Origin of the sequence: Geobacillus sp. Manikaran-105, assembly GCF_002809955.1 — a bacterium.
Classification (GTDB): domain Bacteria; phylum Bacillota; class Bacilli; order Bacillales; family Anoxybacillaceae; genus Geobacillus; species Geobacillus thermophilus.
Genome location: NZ_PIJG01000058.1, coordinates 1 through 16,099, shown reverse-complemented (window position 1 = coordinate 16,099; position 16,099 = coordinate 1). Strand labels below are relative to the sequence as shown.

The window sequence follows — 16,099 nt, the reverse complement described above, 5'->3', positions numbered from 1 at the left end:
TCTCCTTTCGAATGGCAGGTCGCACTTTCATTCTACAGGAGATCCGCCAGCAAGGGCTATTTTTATGCTTGCTCAAGTTTATCTAGCACCACGGGTTATTTTTAGGTTTGTCGGCTGCGTTCCTTGGCCATTTTGTGGAAAAGCACGGGCCGCGGAAATCCGGGCTATTGGCGGCCGTCTTCTTTGGCCTCGGGGTGACGGGGTCTGGTTTGGCCGTGGCGCTTGGTTCGAAATACTTGCTGTATTTGTTTTACGGGGTGTTGGGAGGAATTGGGCTTGGCGTCGGATACATTGCGCCGGTGTCGACGCTTGTGAAATGGTTCCCGGACCGGCGCGGGTTGGCTACAGGGCTGGCGATTATGGGGTTCGGGTTTGCTGCGGCGATTGCGAGCCCAGCATGAACAAATCGCCTATGTTTCGGCGGCTAAGGAAAGTTGAGAACGATTTCCTTCCGTTTCCCCTCGGCGTGCGGCAAGCCACGCCGAGGGCTTTTTGATATAATGGAATGGACAATAGGCATCATGGGGGAAGAATAGTGAAAATCACAACGTGGACTAAGCGGTTTCCGGCGCGCGAGTTTCAGCGCGATTTGCTTGACTGGTTCGCCCGGGAGCGCCGCGACTTGCCATGGCGAAAAGACCGAGACCCATACAAAGTATGGGTGTCGGAAGTGATGCTGCAGCAGACGCGCGTCGAGACGGTGATCCCGTATTTTGAAAAGTTTATGGAACAGTTTCCGACGCTGGAGGCGCTCGCCGAGGCTGAAGAAGACGAGGTGCTGAAGGCGTGGGAAGGGCTTGGCTACTACTCGCGCGTCCGCCATTTGCACGCGGCGGTCAAGGAAGTAAAGGAACGGTACGGCGGGCAGGTGCCGGACGATCCGGAGCAGTTTTCGAAGCTAAAAGGAGTCGGTCCGTACACAGTCGGGGCGGTGTTGAGCCTTGCCTACGGCGTGCCGGAACCGGCGGTGGACGGCAATGTCATGCGCGTGTTGTCGCGCTTGTTTTTCGTGACGGATGATATTGCGAAACCATCGACGCGAAAACGGTTTGAACAAATCGTCCGCGAGATTATGGCGTACGAAAACCCGGGAGCGTTTAACGAGGCGCTGATTGAGCTTGGCGCTCTTGTTTGCACGCCGCGCCGCCCATCATGCCTTCTTTGTCCCGTGCAAGCCTACTGTCAAGCGTTCGCCGAAGGGGTGCCGGAAGAGCTGCCGGTGAAAACGAAAAAAACAGCGGTCAAACAAGTGCCGCTTGCGGTGGCGGTGCTGGCCGATGATGAAGGACGCATTCTCATCCGCAAGCGCAGCAACACCGGCTTGTTGGCGAATTTATGGGAATTCCCGGGCTGTGAAACAGGCGGGGAAGAAGGGAAAGAGAAGCTCGGACAAATGTTGCATGAGCGGTACGGTTTGCAAATCGAGCTGGCCGAGCCGTTTGCCTCGTTTGATCACGCGTTTTCCCATCTAGTTTGGCGGCTGACGGTGTATCGCGGGCGTCTAGTTGACGGCGGACCGGTGGAAGAGCCGCTCCGGCTCGTGCCAGGCGACGAGCTTGAGTCTTATGTGTTTCCGGTGTCACACCAGCGTATTTGGCGTGAGTACAAAGAACAGGCAGGCGAAGCGCGCCGCCTGCATTAGTCAGGCACTGCCATCGTGCCGTTTGTATACGTCGCTTCACGGCGCCCAAGGCCGCCGCGCGCTTCGATTTCTTCGATAATTTCGCGGTAGATCGTTTGCCCTTCGGCGTTTAAATACGGAGCGATTTGCTGGAATGAATGGTGAAAATGAGCGAGTTCGTCGTCTGTCCATTCTGTTTTCGGGATCATGGACAATTCTGTCATATCGCGGCCAACGTACATAGGCTGCGCCTCCTTCGCGGTGGAATTCGGCTATATTATACGTAAAGGGGCGGAAAAACATGAGTGGAAAAGTAGCGGTCGTGACAGGAAGCAGCCGCGGCATCGGCAAAGCCATTGCGCTGCGGCTGGCGCAAGAAGGATATGATATCGTGGTCAATTATGCCCGCAGCAAAACCGCTGCTGAAGAAACGGCTCGTGAAATTGAAGCGCTCGGGAGAAAAGCGCTCGTCGTCAAAGCGAACGTCGGCGATGTCGAGAAAATCCGGGCGATGTTTGCCAAAATTGATGAAACGTTCGGACGGGTCGACGTGCTCGTGAACAACGCTGCCTCCGGCGTGCTGCGCCCGGCGCTGGAACTTGAGGAAACGCATTGGAACTGGACGATGAACATCAACAGCAAAGCGCTTCTCTTTTGCGCCCAAGAAGCGGCGAAACGGATGGAGCGGGTTGGCGGCGGGAAAATTGTGAGCATCAGCTCGCTTGGGTCGATCCGCTATTTGGAAAACTATACGGCGGTCGGCGTCTCGAAAGCCGCTCTGGAAGCGCTGACCCGCTACTTAGCTGTCGAGCTGGCGCCGAAAAACATCGCCGTCAACGCCGTTTCCGGCGGAGCAGTTGATACGGAGGCGTTGAAGCATTTTCCGAACCGCGACGAGCTGCTCGCCGATGCGGCGGCCAACACGCCAGCTGGGCGCCCAGTCAAACGGGACGATCTCGTCAACGCCGTTTTGTTTTTATTATCCGATGCCGCCGAGATGATTCGCGGGCAGACGATTATTGTTGATGGTGGAAGATCTTTGCTTTTGTAGTGTCCACGGATAAGTCCGTCACCTCCGGGGCATAGTAAAGCACGTGGAGGTGAGAACAATGGCCAAACAACCGAACAAAACAGCAGCTGGCACGAACATTCAAGAAGTAAGACAACAAAATGCTCAATCGGCTCAAGCTGCTCAAGCAGGCCAATTCGCAACGGAATTTGCGGCTGAGACGAATGTGCAACATGTAAAACAACAAAATGCGCAAGCGGAAGCTCGCAAAGCGCAAAACGTTAACCGATAATGCGGTGATCGCACGCCTGCGATTCGATGACAACACGCTGACTGTTGGGAGGGCGCAGGCGACTGGTCAAATTCAGAAAAGAAAAAGCAGGGGCAGCGCGCCCCTGCTTTTTTTGCGACAAAAACCGCCACTCTTTTGCAAGATTAGCGAAAGGGATTAACGGCTTAAGGAGCGAACTGTTTTGTTAAAGCCAGGAGGCAAAAGGGGAAGGGAGAATGGAGGAAGAATGATGGGGCATGGGTGGATGAATGCCGGGGACGAAGCGCTGTTTTTGCGGCATGAGATGGAGCGTTGCGACCAGCTTGCTCGCGAGTTGGACGAGCTCGAACGCGAAGCGCCGACCTCCGCGCTTCGCGAGGAAGTGCGGCGAATGAAGCAGCAAGTCGAAGACATCCGCCGCGCATTTCTCGGACAGATGGCGTCCAGAGCCTAGACGGAGCGCGCCGCTTGGCCGTTCCGGCCTGGGCAAAGCGGCCCGCTTTTCTTTTCATTGCCAAAAGAACACGGTATAATACAGAAGAAAAGCTCCCGTCGGAAAGTGGGGAAGAATGATGCCAGCATATCCTCGGGAAGGGAAAATCATTCAAATCCATAGCTACAAACATAATGGGATGATTCACCGCATTTGGAACGAAACGATCGTGTTAAAAGGAACGCCATCCTATGTGATCGGCGGCAACGACAAGACGCTCGTCATGGAAGCAGACGGCCGGACGTGGGTGACGCGCGAGCCGGCGATTTGTTTTTTTCATGCTAAGCACTGGTTTAACATTATCGCCATGATTCGTGAGGACGGGGTGTATTATTACTGCAATTTAAGTTCACCGTTTGTTTGGGATGAGGAAGCGCTCAAATACATTGATTACGATTTAGACATTAAAGTGTTTCCGGACATGACGTATATGCTGCTCGATGAGGATGAGTACGAACGGCACCGCCGCGAGATGCACTATCCGGATGTGATTGACCGCATTTTAAAAAACAACGTCCATAAGCTTGTCGGCTGGATTCAAGAGCGAAAAGGGCCGTTTGCGCCCGAGTTTATCGACAAATGGTACGCGATGTTTCAAGCTTACCAAAAATAAATAGCGGCGTGAAAAAAGCCTGTTCGGCACCGCTGGCAGGTTTTTTCTGCTTTTTTTGTCGAAAGAGGCGCGCATGAGGAACTGATGGAAAAGGGAGGAAGCTATTATCATTTGTTGACGATCCAGCAGTTGCAGTAGTAAGCAACAATATTAAGAAAATGTTGTCTGATGCCAAAGACTTCTTGACCCAAGCACCGTGGACGATGATTTTCCCTGGATTGGCGATCATGCTGACGGTGCTTGGCTTTAACTTAATGGGCGACGGGCTGCGCGACGCGCTTGACCCGCGGATGAAAAATTGAGAGAGGCGGCCTGCTAGGAGCGGCCGCCTGCCGACTTTTCGAGCTGTTTGGCCAATTCGTCATCGTAATGGTAATGGTGAAAACTATCAATTAACTTGTCTAAATGCTCAAGCCGGTCTCCATAATCAATGATGGCGCCGAGTAACGAAAATAGGCGGTAATCGGAAGGTGGCTGCCCGTCGGCGTAAATCATGGAAGCGAGCTGCCCCCGTTCGCGATCGATGCCTTCTGCCCACATGTGATGGGGAAGCGGCTTTGCTTGATGGACAAACTTCAGCAACATTTGCTCGTGATACCCAACCAGGCTGCCAAGGTGCAGGCAGATGGCATGGCGAAACGGGTCGGACAGGCGGCCCAACTCATTCTCAAGGCGGTGGAGCCATTTTAATACGGACAGCGCCCGGTCGGCTGAGGCGATCATTTGCCGGTACAGCACAAGCTTGCGCGACTTTTGGAAGCGTTGGCGTCGAAAATAGGTGCGTTCTTCTTTATACATTAAATACAAGTGCTCCAGTTTCGTCATTTCCTCGTGCAACGTTTCGATCTCGTCCTTTAAGTGATGATGATCGGCCGCCTGCTGTTGACAAAGGCGAATCCATTTCAAAATCGCTTCCGTCTCATCGCGAATTTTTTCGTACAATTTCTTTTCATACTTTGGCGGCAAGAAAATCAAGTTGACAAGAAAGGCGGCGAAAATGCCGAACATAATCGTTAAAAAGCGGATGGCCGCAAATTCGATAAATTGGCGGTCCGTGTATTCCATAATGGCAATGACGGTGACAAGCGCCACGGAAATTGTCGACGATTCAAGGCGCATTTTTAGGCAAAGAGCGATCACAACCATGAGCGTCAAGCCGACGACCAGCGGGTCGCGGCCGAGGATAAGAACCGCCGCAATCGCGAACAAGGCGCCGATCACGTTCGCCTGCACTTGTTCGATGAGTGACAAATATGAGCGATAAATGGTTGGCTGCATGGCAAATACAGCGGAAATGCCGGCGAACACCGGTGACGGAAAGTGAAAGAGCGCCGCCAAAAACAAGGCGAGCGCCACCGCGATCCCCGTTTTGAAAATGCGGGCACCGAGCTTCATCTATGGAAACCTCTCCTTTTCCATTTTCGTAGACCATTCAGTACTATACACACTTTTAGATATGAGTGCAAGGAAAAAAATATAACGCCCTGCCGAAATCAGCAGGGCGTGAAGGATCAAAAGGCGATCGGAGCATGTGCATCGCGCCGATTGGAGAGGCGGATTGCCATCTCTTGGAGGAAATGGTCGCCATTCAGCCATTGGGTTCGCCCCGTTGTGGAACGGATGAGCGCCAGCGGCTGGCCGGGAGCGAGCGGTTCAGCATGGCCGCCCTGCGGACGAGAGGCGATGAATACACGGGAGGAATCATCCGTTTTCCAAAGCGCTCCGGCTGTTCCGGCGACCCATACGGCTTCTTGTTCGAAGCTGGCGGCCAAACATGCCGGCAGCTGTCCGATAGACGGCAAGCTGTGTCGTTTGGCCGTGTCGGGCCAAAAGGCAGCTCCGGCTGCCTCGAGCAGGCTGTAACCGTGGTCGTAAATGAGCGTTTCCACAGCGCCAACAGACATTTCCCCGCAATGGACAAGCATGCCGGCTGAACCGAGCCGCTGATGGCAAAAGAAAGACTCCGCCCCATTGGCATAGGCGAACGAAGCGGCTGAGGCGAAAAACGGATGGGATATATCCGGTTCGCGCAACAAATCAGCCAGTGTATATGCTTGATAGATCACATGAGTGTGGCCGAGCGAAGCAACGCGGACGTGCGGCTCGCGTTCCATAGCGGCCGTCAGTCGAAACAAGCGGTCTGATAACGAAAATACATCGCCTGGCAGCATGGCGATTTGCCAAAACAAGGCGCTTTCATCTGCGGATGGCCGGATGGTTTCGAACAGAAGAATGAAGCCAAACTGTTTGCACAATTGACGAAGGTGCGCCCGAACCCGCTCAGCGTCAGCGGAAGGCGCAACGTGTATATGGCCGACGGTGAAATAGCTGTTTGTTGCAATTTCCGGATTTTGTCCAGCATTCGCGAGTTTTTCCATCCATAGTTTGCGCGGGATGTCCAGCTGAATCGCAGCGTTTCCTTTTGCGCCCCATTGGGCAAGCGCCTGAAGGACAGTTTGGACATGTTCGTTGGTCGGGATGTTCCGCTTTTCCACTGCTGCCAACAGTATGGCGCCGCGTTGGTTCGCTTCGTTTGCCGAACGATATGTACGTTGCTCCATGTATACTTAGGCGCGGTCGGGAGGGCGCTCTCCCCTCGGCGCCGGTCACCTCCTCCACTGCTTGCTGGATGAAAAATACGAGTCTTAATTTTCAGAATTTGATGTTTATCATATCATGCAGGCAGGTGGAAATCAATGACCCTTTCCTGTTCTCCTGCTTTGTTCACAAAATTGTCAACAAATGCAGTGAAAACAAAACAGCGCCTGCCTGACGCGGGCGCTGTTTGACGAGGGGGACGGAGGCGCAAGCGCTTATAGCTGCCGAAACGCCTTGCCGACCGCCTCGATCGTATAGGCGATGTCGTCTTCTGTATGGGCGAGGGTGATAAACCATGCTTCATATTTCGATGGCGCGAGATTGATCCCTTGTTTGAGCATGAGCTTGAAAAATTTCGCAAACAACTCGCCGTCGCTGCGCTGGGCTTGCTTGTAGTTTTCCACCTTTTCGTCCGTGAAGAAGACGGTGAGCGCGCCTTTTAAGCGGTTGACGGTCACTGGCAGGCCGCATTGGCGAGCATGGGCAAGGATGCCCTCTTCCAGCATGGCTCCCAATCGGTCGAGATGCTCATAGACGCCCTCTTGTTTCAACACCTCAAGGCAGGCGATGCCCGCAAGCATCGATGCCGGGTTGCCGGCCATCGTTCCCGCCTGGTACGCCGGTCCGAGCGGAGCGACTTGTTCCATAATGTTCTGGCGTCCGCCGTACGCCCCAATCGGCAGACCGCCGCCAATAATTTTCCCCATCGCCGTCAAGTCGGGCTCCACACCAAGCAAGTTTTGCGCTCCGCCGTACATAAAGCGGAAGGCGGTGATCACTTCGTCGTAAATGACGAGCGCCCCTTCCTTGTGAGCAATCTCATTGATCGCTTCTAAAAAGCCCGGTTTTGGTAGGACGATGCCGAAGTTGCCGACGATCGGCTCAACCAATACGGCGGCGACTTGTTCGCCCCAAACATTCATCGCTTCACGGAATGAGTCGACATCGTTGTATGGCACGGTAATGACTTCTTGGGCGATGCTTTGCGGCACGCCGGCTGAATCCGGCGTCCCCAACGTCGATGGCCCCGAGCCGGCGGCGACAAGTACAAGGTCCGAATGGCCGTGGTAGCAGCCTTCGAATTTGACGATTTTGCTTCGTCCGGTGTAGGCGCGGGCGACGCGGATTGTCGTCATCACCGCTTCCGTCCCCGAGTTGACAAAGCGGACTTTCTCAAGCGACGGAATCGCCTCTTTCAACATCTTCGCAAATGTAATCTCATGCGGCGTCGGCGTGCCGTACAACACACCGGTCTCGGCGGCGCTTCGGATGGCTTCCGCGATGTGCGGATGGGCGTGCCCGGCGATGATCGGTCCGTAGGCGGCCAAGTAGTCGATGTACTTGTTTCCATCCACATCCCAAAAATACGCCCCTTGCGCCCGCTCCATCACGACTGGGGCACCGCCGCCGACCGCTTTGTATGAGCGGGACGGGCTGTTCACCCCGCCAACGATGTGCTGGAGCGCTTCTTCATACAATTGCTCCGATTTTGTCCATTGCATCGCTTCATCCTCCTGTTCCCGATGACTGCCTCTTTATTTTACCATAGCACGCACACTTGTCTGGAAAAACAAAAAAGGTGAAAATAGCAACGATTTATGTATAATTGCAACATAGGAGAAGGGCGGATGACGTCCTTTTTGATGTTGATGTGATGAAGAGGCAGGAGGAGAACGATGAACGCCATCGAAGTAGAACAATTGCGCAAAGAATTTAAAGTGCACAAAAGCCGCTCTGGCCTCGTCGGAGCGTTTCGCGATTTATGGACGCGCCGTTATGCGACCATCCGTGCGGTGGACGGCATTTCGTTTGCGGTCAGGCAAGGAGAGATCGTCGGCTATATTGGCGAAAACGGCGCCGGCAAGTCAACGACGATCAAAATGTTGACCGGCATTTTAACGCCGACATCCGGGCGCATTGTCGTCAACGGGATGAATCCGCATAAAGAGCGGGAGAAATTTGTGCGGACGATCGGCGTCGTCTTCGGCCAGCGCTCGCAATTATGGTGGGACATCGCCGTGCAAGAATCGTTTCGTCTGTTAAAAAAAGTATACCGCGTCCCCGATGAGCAATATCGCCGTCATATGGGCGAAGTCATCGAGATGCTAGACATCGGTCCGCTCCTTGACAAGCCGGTGCGCAAGCTGTCGCTTGGCCAGCGGATGCGCTGCGAGCTCGCCGCCGCCCTCATTCACAACCCGCCGCTGTTGTTTTTGGACGAGCCGACCATCGGTTTGGATGTGCTGGTGAAACTGAACATCCGCCAGTTTTTAAAGCAATTGAATGAACGGTATGGCACGACGATCCTGCTGACGACGCACGATATGTCAGACATTGAAGCGCTTTGCGAGCGGGTGATTATGCTTGATGAAGGGAAAATCATTTATGACGGTTCGCTCGGGCAGTTGAAAGAAAAATGGGGCCAAGGAAAACGGATTTCGTTTACATTTGTTGAAGAAGCCACCCTCGTTGCCTTGCAGGAGCTGACAACTGGATTGGATGTTAATTGGAAACAAGGTGAACAGCCGAACGTTTGGGTGGCGCACGTTCCATCAGGAGGCGTGCCGGAAGTCGTCAGCCGCGTCGCCGCCCGCTATCCACTGCAAGACATCCACATTCATGAAGTGCCGACGGAGGAGATCATCCGCAATATTTATCAAGAAGGTGCGGCTAATGGGTAAGTATGTCGAAATGATCCGCATCCGCTTTTTAATGATGCTTGCCTACCGGACAAACTATTATACTGGCATTTTGATTTACGCCATTAACATCTCAGCGTATTACTTCCTTTGGTCGGCTATTTATGGCGGCAAATCATCGATGCAAGGGATGTCGCTTGGGCAAATGACGACGTATGTCGCCATTTCCTGGCTGGCGCGGGCGTTTTATTTTAACAACCTTGACCGCGAAATCGCGATGGAAATCCGCGATGGAAAAATAGCGACGGAACTCATCCGTCCGTACAGCTATTTAGGGATGAAAGCGGTGCAAGGGCTTGGCGAAGGGCTGTTCCGCTTGTTCTTCCTATCGTTGCCGGGGTTGCTGGTTGTCTCGCTCTTTTTGCCGCTCGAGTTTCCGGAACACGCCAAAACATGGCTGTCTTTTGGCTTGTCGCTTCTATTCAGCTTTATCATCTTTTCGGAGCTGAACTTGCTTGCGGGAGTCGTGACATTTTTTACGTTCCGAAATGAAGGGCTGCTGAGGGCGAAACGGTTTATTATTGATCTATTTTCCGGTCTGATTTTGCCGTTGTCGTTTTACCCGGATTGGGCGCAACAGCTCATGGCGTATATGCCGTTTCAAGCCATCAGCTACATTCCAAGCATGATCATCACAGAAAGTTTTCAAGGAGCTGCTGTCCGTGATGGCCTGCTTCTGCAGGCGGCATGGTGCGTGCTGTTATGGTTTCCGATTGTGCTGTTATGGTGGGTGGCGAAAAAACGGCTCGTTGTGCAAGGGGGGTAGACTTTGTTTTACGTATCGGTTTTTTTTCAATATATGGCCCAGTACATGAAGACAAAATGGCAATACCGCGCGGATTTGCTGATTGAATGGTTGTCCGACTTCATGGCGCAGGCGGTCAACTTGGTGTTCTTGCTCGTCGTGTTTGGCCATACGACGCTGCTTCACGGTTGGTCGCGCGATGAGATGTTGTTTATTTACGGCTTTTTCCTTGTGCCGTACGCCGTATTTGGCGCCTTTTTTAATCTATGGGATTTCAACGAGCGCTACATTGTTCAGGGAGAAATGGATCGCGTGTTGACGCGCCCGGTTCACAGCCTGTTCCAGATCATTTTGGAGCGGATGGAGCTCGAATCGTTGCTTGGCGCTGTGCCCGGGCTGATCATTATGCTGTATGCCGGCAGCCGCTTGTCTCTTTCATTTCATTGGTATGATGTCTTCGTGTTTATTTTGCTTGTGATTGGCGGTGCATTGATTTACGCCGGCATTTTCATTTCACTGGCGACGATCAGTTTTTTTGCCGATGCCCGCACATCCATCATGCCGATGATGTACAACATCAGCAGCTACGGCCGCTATCCGGTCGATATTTATCACCGCGTTATCCGCTATATGTTAACGTGGGTGCTGCCGTTTGCCTTTGTCGGCGTTTATCCAGCTTCGTATTTTCTCCATAAGCAGGAATGGTATGGTTATGCGTTTTTGACCCCGGTTGTCGGCGTGTTGTTTTTCATCATCGCCGTGATGCTCTGGAACGCCGGGGTCAGGAGGTACCGCGGGACGGGGAGCTGAGTGCTCCCGTTGTTTGCCGCGGCGTCTGTCATGAAATGGACAAACAATAGTCAAACAATCGCCACAATCGCGCATGCATCGCGGTGCGCCTTTCGCGTAAAATATTTTGTGAAAGTGTTCACATTGTATTGAGGGGGATGAATGCAATGAAAAACAACGGTGGAACCCGAGTAGTGGTCATCGGCACCGGGTTTGTCGGCGCCAGTTATGCGTTTGCCTTAATGAATCAAGGGATTGCCGATGAGATCGTGCTCATCGATGCGAATGAAAGCAAGGCCATAGGCGATGCGATGGACTTCAACCATGGGAAAGTATTTGCGCCGAAGCCGGCTGACATTTGGCACGGCGATTACGATGATTGCCGCGATGCCGATTTGATTGTCATTTGCGCCGGCGCCAACCAAAAACCGGGCGAGACGCGGCTTGATCTTGTGGACAAAAACATTGCCATTTTCCGCTCGATCGTTGAGTCGGTCATGGCATCTGGATTTCAAGGACTGTTTCTCGTCGCCACCAATCCGGTCGACATTTTAACGTACGCGACGTGGAAATTCAGCGGCCTGCCGCATGAGCGGGTGATCGGTTCGGGGACGATTTTAGATACGGCGCGGTTCCGCTTTTTGTTGGGCGAGTATTTCTCTGTCGCTCCGCAAAATGTTCATGCCTATATTATTGGGGAACACGGCGACACTGAACTCCCGGTCTGGAGCCAGGCTGATATCGGTGGTGTGCCGATCCGTAAGCTTGTTGAAGCGAAAGGAGAACAAGCGAAGGAAGAGTTGGAGCGCATCTTCACAGATGTCCGCGACGCCGCCTACCAAATTATTGAGAAAAAAGGAGCGACGTACTACGGGATTGCGATGGGGCTTGCCCGCGTGACGCGCGCCATTTTGCATAACGAAAACGCTATTTTGACCGTATCGGCCTACCTCGATGGCCCATATGGGGAGCGCGACGTCTACATCGGCGTGCCGGCTGTCATTAACCGCAATGGCATCCGCGAGGTGATCGAAATTGAATTGAATGATGACGAAAAAAATCGATTCCATCATAGCGCAGCCACATTAAAAAGCGTGCTAGCCCGTTTTTTTACGCGATGAGGCAACAAACGAAAAGTTGTGCCAACAGTCTTTCTCGTCCAAACAGGGGGATGTATGGCTCTGGGGGCGACACGCTGTTCCGATTGGGAAGGCGGCTTATTCCCGCATAATTGTCCGTTTCACGGTGTATATATGAACTACGGACAATTTGTGGAGGGAAGCGAATGGATTACGCATTCCTCGGAGTGGTGACCGCCGTGCTGCTCGGCAGCATCACCTCGCTTTGGACAGCGCGCGTACAAGCAACGCACCGCCTCTCCCTTGACAGTTTATGGGTGCTCGTTCAATGGTATGTGACGATGCTGCTAGGGTTTGCGATGATTTATATGATTTTGCAAGCCAACGGCCATCATGTATTTACTCCGTCACCAAGCAGTGCAGCAGGAAACCGCCTGTCTATGCTGGAAGACAGTCTATATTTAAGCGGCATGACCCTCCTGTCGGTCGGATACGGAGACGTCACCCCGGTCGGCATCGGGCGGTGGATCGCCATCGCCGAGGCGCTGCTTGGCTACATTATGCCTGCTGTCATCGTCACGCGCACGGTATTTGACTGGGATCGCCGTTGACAGTTGCAATTTTCCTCTGTCTTCGTTACGCTAAAAGAAGACATTAAGGAGACGGAGGGAACGCTATGACGATCGCCATTGGCCAGCCAGCTCCAGATTTCACCTTGCCGGCAAGCAACGGGAAAATGGTTTCGCTCTCAGACTTCCGCGGCCAGTATGTCGTCCTTTATTTTTATCCAAAGGATATGACGCCTGGATGCACGACAGAAGCGTGCGATTTTCGCGACCGTCACGAGCAATTCGCCGGACTGAACGCTGTCATTTTAGGGGTGAGCCCGGATCCGGTTGCACGGCATGAAACGTTTATCGAAAAGTACAAACTGCCGTTTTTGCTTCTTTCCGACGAGCGACATGAAGTGGCAGAAATGTACGGAGTGTGGAAGAAAAAGAAAAACTTCGGCAAAGAGTATATGGGGATCGAACGCTCCACGTTCATTATCGCCCCCGATGGGACGTTGGTTCAAGAATGGCGTGGGGTGAAAGTGAAGGGGCACGTCGATGAGGCGCTCGCGGAAGTCGCCCGATTGGCATCGTCTAGGTGAGTGTCCAATCAATCACAACGTTTTTGCGTACAATGCATAGTAACCTCCTCAAATGAAGGAAATGCGGCGGGTGGAAGTGATTCCCACCCCCTTTTTTTGTTAAAAAGATGGCTGAGCCCATATATTAATGGTATCTATATTGACAAAAGGCATATACTCCTTGTAGACTAATTATAAATATTATAAAATGATAATTTTTTTCATCTTATACAGAGAGTGAGGTGCATGACGGTGTCTGCCAACGAGCAGCTGAAGGAAGCGCTTGACATGTTGAAAAAGACGGGCATACGCATCACGCCGCAGCGTCATGCGATATTAGAGTATTTGATCACCTCGATGTCCCATCCGACAGCGGATGAAATATACAAAGCGCTGGAAGGGAAATTTCCGAATATGAGCGTAGCGACCGTCTACAATAACTTGCGCGTCTTCAAAGAAATCGGGCTTGTCAAAGAGCTGACATATGGCGATTCATCAAGCCGGTTTGATTTTGTCACTTCCAACCATTATCACGTTATATGCGAGGAGTGTGGCAAAATCGTTGACTTCCATTACCCAGCGCTCGATGAGGTGGAGCAGCTCGCCGCCCACGTAACCGGGTTTAAGGTGGACCATCACCGGATGGAAGTATATGGGATATGCCCGGACTGTCAAAAAAGCAGCGTGCGGGCGCATTAAAAAAGCTGATAGTGCAAAAGCAGCTATCAGCTTTTTCTTTTTCTGTTGTACTTCTCGTCAAACTCTTTCCCCTCAAGTTCGCGGTCAAGCGTCAGCGGCTCGCGGCAAAACATGCATAAATCGACGCGCCCGAGCATTTTCGTCACTTTGCCGCACGACGGACAAACGACTTGGACGGCTCGTGTAGACAGGGTGCCGATCCAAAAATATACGATGCCGCTCGCGACGAGAAACAGAAGACCTAACACCATAAATAGCGTCATGACAAGCGGGGACGTGCGGAAAAAGAGCCCGAGATACATGACAATGACACCGACGAAAATCAAGCTCAAAGCGAACGTACGAATTTTGTTGATTTTGCTCGAATATTTGATGCTCATGGTCGTCCCTCCTACATACACCACTATACCATAAAACAAGCACCAATCGGGAAGGAGAAACGGGCAAAATCAGACTTTTGTTTTTTCTTAGAGAAGAGAAAGGAATTTTTCATTTTTTGTCGAATAATGAACGACAGCAACAAGCTCCTGCCTTTATCAGGCAAGGCAGCGGCGGGGCGGTCACAGAGGAGAGAACGGACGGTGACCGCCAAAACAAAGACTTTCGTGTGCAATGCTCCATTTTCGCATAACAAGGTGGTCGAACCTTGGAAGACGTGGGAAGGGGGGATCCGTTGCGGATAGGAAGCGGCGTGAACAAAAAGGGAAAAGAACTTCCCTGCCCGCCTGGCGGTCAAAGGCGAATCGCCGCATTTTTCCTAGCTGCAACGGAAACAGCCTATGGAACAGTTTTTGCGCCCAATATGTCAAGAGTGGACAAACAGAAGTGATACGCACGGCATTTTAATGATTGAAAAAGCGGTTTGTCATACAGCGGTGACTGATACGTTTGATGCCGTGCTGCTAGTCATTGTCGACTCGCAGAGCGAACCGGTATGTCTAAAACATTATTCGTTTGGCGCTGAAAAGGCGGCGCTTTATGTGGTGAATGAACAGAAGCTAAATGAATGGCTTGTTCTCGGAGCTCCCCGAAAGGCCATCGACTGGGTGTTTAATGGAAAAGTCATATTTGACTGCAACGATTATATTTGGCAGCTCCGCCAGCGCCTTGAGCAATTTCCGCCTCGGGAGCGGCAGCGGAAAATGGGGATTGAGTTTGCCAAACTGATCCGACGTTATATCGATGGCAAGGAGCTGTTTATGGCCCGGCATTGGCTTGACTCGTACAACCATATGGTGCAGGCGTTGCACCATTTAGCACGGCTGACGGTGATCGAGTATGGACTTTATCCGGAAGTGACGGTATGGAGCCAGGTGAAGAAGATGAATGGACAAATTTATAAGTTGTATGAGGAATTGGTCGGCAGCGAGGAGCCGTTGCCGAAACGCCTTGAACTTCTGTTGTTGGCGAGCGAATTCCTCATTCATTCTTCCGTTGCAGCAGGCTCGATCCATCTGTGTGAAGTGCTAAAGGAAAAAGAAGGCGCATGGAGCATCGCTGAAATGGCTTGTCATCCACAACTTGCCCCTTATTCAGTCGATCTCGCAATCATGGTTGAGTATTTGGTCGAAAGAAAAGTATTGGCCGCAGTAAAAGGACCGACAAGAGGAAGCGGGATAACAGAGCGCTATTACATCGTGCAAGGAGGAAAAGTGCAGTGACTTCCCTGCCTATTCCTTGTTAAAACCGGGGCTCTGAGGCAGGCATGAAGGTGAAAAGATGTCTAGGGAGGGGCGTTTCCTTGCCAAAACGCGAACAGTGCAGAAGAGGGCGGAGGAAAGAGGGGGTCGAGAGTGCTAGGGAACTGCCTCCGCTCAGCACAGTTTGAAGCAGGGAGATCCTCAGGTTCACAGCGAAAGCAGCCATCTTCCCGAGTGCAGCTTCGTTCGTCCCAATGCTGGGCATCCGAAGACTCTTGGGGATTTTACGCATGGAAGGCTTCGTTCGGCTTTGACATTCGATTTCCTCCATGAAACCATATGTCCCGTTCACGAAGAATACAATCCTTGTTTGTCATGTGTTTTGGATGGCGCCGAAATTCATTTCCCACTTTCGCTTCGTTTTGAAGCAGGAGACTTCTTTCGGAGCTTCAGTGAAAAAAGCTATTGACTTGTATGAGGAACGATGATATATTTTAAATCGCTGCCGCAACGAAAAAATGCGGTGCAAAAGGAATAAAAAAATGTTGACAGTAAATAATAAAAATGCTATCATGTAAAAGTCGCTTCAAGAGAGCGACAAAAACAAAAATCGTTCCTTGAAAACTGAACGAAACGAAGCGCGACGAAAAGCGGAGGTCCGCATGGGCCGAAGCAAAAGCCAATCAACTTTCTTTGGAGAGTTTGATCCTG

Annotated in this window: 19 protein-coding genes and 2 pseudogenes; 15 read left to right on the top strand and 6 right to left on the bottom strand. The window is 52.1% G+C overall.

The window, feature by feature from the left end:
* Positions 1 to 95: 95 nt before the first annotated feature.
* Both CV945_RS14615 and mutY read left to right on the top strand, forming a co-directional pair.
* Positions 96 to 395: pseudogene (locus CV945_RS14615) on the top strand (MFS transporter); the annotation flags it as partial.
* A gap of 146 nt (positions 396 to 541) precedes the next feature.
* Positions 542 to 1,642, top strand: a complete 1,101-nt coding sequence (gene mutY, locus CV945_RS14610) for an A/G-specific adenine glycosylase (RefSeq protein WP_100660044.1) — start codon at positions 542 to 544, stop codon at positions 1,640 to 1,642.
* Here mutY and CV945_RS14605 read toward each other — a convergent pair.
* Positions 1,639 to 1,863, bottom strand: coding sequence for a hypothetical protein (locus CV945_RS14605; protein WP_033009890.1), 225 nt, complete (start codon positions 1,861 to 1,863; stop codon positions 1,639 to 1,641). The genes mutY and CV945_RS14605 overlap by 4 nt on opposite strands.
* 59 nt (positions 1,864 to 1,922) lie before the next feature.
* Here CV945_RS14605 and fabL point away from each other — a divergent pair, with 59 nt between their 5' ends.
* The 5 genes and pseudogenes from fabL to CV945_RS14580 all read left to right on the top strand — a co-directional run.
* Complete coding sequence (gene fabL, locus CV945_RS14600) at positions 1,923 to 2,672, top strand: enoyl-[acyl-carrier-protein] reductase FabL (RefSeq protein ID WP_100660043.1); 750 nt, start codon at positions 1,923 to 1,925, stop codon at positions 2,670 to 2,672.
* Between the two features lie 58 nt (positions 2,673 to 2,730).
* Positions 2,731 to 2,922: a gamma-type small acid-soluble spore protein gene (locus CV945_RS14595; RefSeq protein WP_033009893.1), complete on the top strand. Its 192-nt coding sequence runs from the start codon at positions 2,731 to 2,733 to the stop codon at positions 2,920 to 2,922.
* Between the two features lie 229 nt (positions 2,923 to 3,151).
* Positions 3,152 to 3,355, top strand: a complete 204-nt coding sequence (locus CV945_RS14590; RefSeq protein ID WP_232722201.1) for a YgaB family protein — start codon at positions 3,152 to 3,154, stop codon at positions 3,353 to 3,355.
* Positions 3,356 to 3,473: 118 nt separating this feature from the next.
* Entirely contained in the window at positions 3,474 to 4,007 is a 534-nt protein-coding gene (ntdP, locus tag CV945_RS14585; protein ID WP_044743088.1) for a nucleoside tri-diphosphate phosphatase, read from the top strand.
* A 155-nt stretch (positions 4,008 to 4,162) separates the two neighbouring features.
* Positions 4,163 to 4,309: pseudogene (locus CV945_RS14580) on the top strand (ABC transporter permease); the annotation flags it as partial.
* A 13-nt stretch (positions 4,310 to 4,322) separates the two neighbouring features.
* On the opposite strand, the gene CV945_RS14575 reads toward CV945_RS14580, so the two are convergent.
* The 3 genes from CV945_RS14575 to CV945_RS14565 form a co-directional block, all read right to left on the bottom strand.
* Complete coding sequence (locus CV945_RS14575; RefSeq protein ID WP_047817806.1) at positions 4,323 to 5,402, bottom strand: FUSC family protein; 1,080 nt, start codon at positions 5,400 to 5,402, stop codon at positions 4,323 to 4,325.
* Between the two features lie 116 nt (positions 5,403 to 5,518).
* Positions 5,519 to 6,568 carry a glutamate synthase gene (locus tag CV945_RS14570; protein WP_100660042.1) on the bottom strand — a complete coding sequence of 350 codons (1,050 nt, stop codon included), beginning with the start codon at positions 6,566 to 6,568 and terminating at the stop codon, positions 5,519 to 5,521.
* Positions 6,569 to 6,820: 252 nt separating this feature from the next.
* Positions 6,821 to 8,107: a glutamate-1-semialdehyde 2,1-aminomutase gene (locus CV945_RS14565; protein ID WP_100660041.1), complete on the bottom strand. Its 1,287-nt coding sequence runs from the start codon at positions 8,105 to 8,107 to the stop codon at positions 6,821 to 6,823.
* A gap of 174 nt (positions 8,108 to 8,281) precedes the next feature.
* On the opposite strand from CV945_RS14565, the gene CV945_RS14560 reads away from it, so the two are divergent.
* From CV945_RS14560 to perR, 7 genes are all read left to right on the top strand, one after another.
* Entirely contained in the window at positions 8,282 to 9,286 is a 1,005-nt protein-coding gene (locus tag CV945_RS14560) for an ABC transporter ATP-binding protein (RefSeq protein ID WP_047817807.1), read from the top strand.
* Complete coding sequence (locus CV945_RS14555) at positions 9,279 to 10,070, top strand: ABC transporter permease (RefSeq protein ID WP_094239593.1); 792 nt, start codon at positions 9,279 to 9,281, stop codon at positions 10,068 to 10,070. The genes CV945_RS14560 and CV945_RS14555 overlap by 8 nt, the downstream gene beginning before the upstream one ends.
* Before the next feature lie 3 nt (positions 10,071 to 10,073).
* Entirely contained in the window at positions 10,074 to 10,859 is a 786-nt protein-coding gene (locus CV945_RS14550) for an ABC transporter permease (protein WP_050368237.1), read from the top strand.
* Between the two features lie 146 nt (positions 10,860 to 11,005).
* On the top strand, positions 11,006 to 11,959 hold the full coding sequence (locus tag CV945_RS14545) for an L-lactate dehydrogenase (RefSeq protein ID WP_100660040.1): 954 nt from the start codon (positions 11,006 to 11,008) through the stop codon (positions 11,957 to 11,959).
* Positions 11,960 to 12,123: 164 nt separating this feature from the next.
* Positions 12,124 to 12,528 (top strand): potassium channel family protein, encoded by a 405-nt coding sequence (locus CV945_RS14540; RefSeq protein WP_033009905.1) that lies wholly within the window; start codon positions 12,124 to 12,126, stop codon positions 12,526 to 12,528.
* A 65-nt stretch (positions 12,529 to 12,593) separates the two neighbouring features.
* Positions 12,594 to 13,070, top strand: coding sequence for a thioredoxin-dependent thiol peroxidase (gene bcp, locus CV945_RS14535; RefSeq protein ID WP_033009906.1), 477 nt, complete (start codon positions 12,594 to 12,596; stop codon positions 13,068 to 13,070).
* 225 nt (positions 13,071 to 13,295) lie between these two features.
* Positions 13,296 to 13,748, top strand: coding sequence for a peroxide-responsive transcriptional repressor PerR (gene perR / locus CV945_RS14530; RefSeq protein ID WP_033009152.1), 453 nt, complete (start codon positions 13,296 to 13,298; stop codon positions 13,746 to 13,748).
* Between the two features lie 26 nt (positions 13,749 to 13,774).
* Here perR and CV945_RS14525 read toward each other — a convergent pair whose 3' ends face one another.
* Positions 13,775 to 14,128, bottom strand: coding sequence for a YgzB family protein (locus CV945_RS14525; RefSeq protein ID WP_033009153.1), 354 nt, complete (start codon positions 14,126 to 14,128; stop codon positions 13,775 to 13,777).
* A gap of 23 nt (positions 14,129 to 14,151) precedes the next feature.
* Positions 14,152 to 14,484 carry a hypothetical protein gene (locus CV945_RS17125; protein ID WP_150826290.1) on the bottom strand — a complete coding sequence of 111 codons (333 nt, stop codon included), beginning with the start codon at positions 14,482 to 14,484 and terminating at the stop codon, positions 14,152 to 14,154.
* Between the two features lie 43 nt (positions 14,485 to 14,527).
* On the opposite strand from CV945_RS17125, the gene CV945_RS14520 reads away from it, so the two are divergent.
* Positions 14,528 to 15,409, top strand: a complete 882-nt coding sequence (locus CV945_RS14520) for a nucleotidyltransferase-like protein (RefSeq protein ID WP_100660039.1) — start codon at positions 14,528 to 14,530, stop codon at positions 15,407 to 15,409.
* Positions 15,410 to 16,099: the final 690 nt, after the last annotated feature.